Genomic DNA, 1958 nt, shown 5'->3' with positions numbered 1-1958 from the left:
GTCATCGACCGGCCGATCACGACCCTCTCCGGCGGCGAGCTGCAGCGGGTGGCGATCACCGCCTGCCTCGCGCGGGATGCAGACTTCTACTTCCTGGATGAGATCACGCCCTACCTCGACGTCTACCAGCGGATGGCCGCCGCAAACCTGATCCGCGAACTCGCCCGGGAACGCCCGGTCGTGATCGTTGAGCACGACCTCGCTATCCTTGATATGCTTGCCGATACGGTGCACATCGCCTACGGAGAACCGGCGGTCTTCGGTGTCATCACCCACCCGAAGGGCGTCCGGATAGGGATCAACCAGTACCTGGAGGGTTTCCTCCCGGAGGAGAACGTCCGGTTCAGGACCTATCCGGTGACGTTCGATACCCGGGCCCATGCCGCCGACTCGAACCGGGAGGTGCTGCTCGAGTTCCCGGCGATGACAAAGCGTTTCGAGGAGTTCTCGCTCACCGTCGACGGCGGGGAGATCCGGAGCGGCGAGGTCCTCGGGGTCCTCGGGGCGAACGGTATCGGCAAGAGCACGTTTGCCGGGCTCCTTGCCGGGGTGCTCCCGCCCGATACCGGGGCGATGGACACCCGGGTGCGGATCTCCTACAAGCCGCAGTACCTCAAGGGCGACACGGAGGCGACCGTCGAGGAGGTCCTCCGGCAGACGACGGTGAAGTTCGACACGTCATACTACCAGCACGAGATCTTAGAACCCCTCTCGCTCTCGCAGCTCCTCCAGGCGCCCATAACCACGCTCTCCGGCGGCGAACTCCAGCGTGTGGCGATCGCGATCTGCCTCTCGCGTGATGCCGACCTCTACATCTTAGACGAGCCGAGCGCTCACCTCGACGTGGAGCAGCGGGTGAAGATCTCGCGGATGATCCGGAAGCACGCCGAAGGGCGGGACGCGAGCACGCTCGTGATCGACCACGACATCTACGTCATCGACATGATCAGCGACCGGATCCTGGTCTTCGAGGGCGAGCCGGGCCTGCACGGCAAGGCCGCGGGGCCGTTCGATATGGCGCCGGGCATGAACCGGTTCTTACAAGCGCTCGGGATCACCTTCCGGCGGGACAAGAGCGGGAGACCGCGGATCAACAAGCCGGGTTCGTTCCTGGACAGGGAACAGATCGCGGCCGGGGACTATTACTACGCGGAGATCTCGAAGTCCTGAGGGGCATCGGGAGGTCTTTTCTTTTTTGGCGGATATACGGTTTCCGTTGTACCTGCAAATGTTAAGAGTACCCCATGTTACCCAACGGGGATAATCACACTATATGGTTCTCGCAGGTCTGCTCTCGGCAATTCGAGGCATAGACTTGGTATTGAACGAGATCCCTGGAGAATGGAACAAAGACTGGTTCCACTTTGTCAATATCAATGATCGCCAGGCTAACACCTGTTATCCTGGATACCTGTGGGCAACAGACAACTGGGTCGAAGCACACTGCTTTGCCAATATTCGGGTCCAAGAGGTATGGAAAATACTGGATAAAGACTTTCATTTGCATATAGATGGGGCAAGGCAGCCCTCCCAGGGGATATGCGTGCAGGCGAACAAAGGATTTGTGTTTTCCAACAGAATATTGTCGTTTATTTGCCCCCGTGATGCTGTTCTTTATTCCACCCGGGGCAAGTGGGCTAAATTCTATTCTCACATATTCCAATTTAGGGATACAGTATACTGTAACCCGTCGGATGAGGATAGAGAGCGGTGGAAGCAGTGGCACCCGGGTGATGATTACAAGACGGTGTTTTCGGGAGCAACTGTGATAGGTTATTATTTTGGTGAATTTCATCAAGGATTTCTTTGCCTCCGTGAATTACGCGACAACCAGATCGGCCCCGTAGAGTGTTTGGAGGACTATTATCTTACGTACGACTAAAAGCAAGGAGAAAACCCAGTACAGTGGACCGTGGGGGTATCGCACCTGGGGGTGGGGACAGGGGGGGGGGGGGGGG

General features: G+C 58.1%; 2 protein-coding genes. Both read left to right on the top strand.

Annotation, left to right across the window (positions count from 1 at the left end; all coding sequences use genetic code 11):
- A partial coding sequence (locus tag PLN84_RS13155) for a ribosome biogenesis/translation initiation ATPase RLI (protein WP_348532179.1) occupies positions 1 to 1170 on the top strand: 1170 nt, incomplete at its 5' end.
- 103 nt (positions 1171 to 1273) lie between these two features.
- Positions 1274 to 1882 (top strand): hypothetical protein, encoded by a 609-nt coding sequence (locus tag PLN84_RS13150; RefSeq protein WP_292559423.1) that lies wholly within the window; start codon positions 1274 to 1276, stop codon positions 1880 to 1882.
- Positions 1883 to 1958: the final 76 nt, after the last annotated feature.

It is taken from the genome of Methanoculleus sp. (genome assembly GCF_035363275.1).
GTDB lineage: Archaea > Halobacteriota > Methanomicrobia > Methanomicrobiales > Methanoculleaceae > Methanoculleus.
This window is presented reverse-complemented; position numbering and strand designations above follow the sequence as displayed.

Excerpts from the sequence above, each read along its gene's own strand:
- PLN84_RS13150 (WP_292559423.1), top strand. The coding sequence starts at position 1,274 with ATGGTTCTCGCAGGTCTGCTCTCGGCAATTCGAGGCATAGACTTGGTA.